Source organism: Bacillus sp. LR--39, assembly GCF_053613335.1.
The window spans coordinates 1-504 of the sequence record NZ_JBSIOT010001691.1 but is presented as its reverse complement, the minus strand read 5'-3'; the positions used below and the strand labels follow the sequence as shown (position 1 = coordinate 504).

Genomic DNA, 504 nt, shown 5'->3' with positions numbered 1-504 from the left:
AACAGGCTGGCCCGGGAAATCATGGTGCCGAGAACGGAGATGGCGACGCTTTTGGCCGATCAATCCATAAAAGAAGCGATTGAAACCGTCATTAATGAACGCTACACGAGATATCCGGTTATTAAGGACGATAAAGACCATATTATCGGAATTGTCAACAGCAAGGACTTGTTTAAATCGTATTTTCTCGACGAGACGATTCCTTTAACTGACTTAATGAGGCCTGTCATCAGGGTGATTGAGAACATACCGATCCAGGAGCTCTTGATTCGCATGCAGAAGGAACGGATCCATATGGCCATTCTTGTTGATGAGTACGGCGGAACGGCAGGGCTGGTTACGGTAGAAGACATATTAGAGGAAATCGTCGGAGAAATCAGGGATGAGTTTGATCAGGACGAAATGCCGCACATTATAAAAAAAGGCGAACATCATTATATTATGGACGGAAAAGCTTTAATCGACGAAGTGAATGACCTCCTTCATATCGCGATAGAAAACGAA

Annotated in this window: 1 protein-coding gene; it reads left to right on the top strand. The window is 44.2% G+C overall.

Going from position 1 to position 504, the window contains the following annotated elements:
• Positions 1 to 504, top strand: a 504-nt coding sequence (locus ACWHAR_RS32565; protein ID WP_452089111.1) for a hemolysin family protein, incomplete at both ends; no start/stop codon positions are given.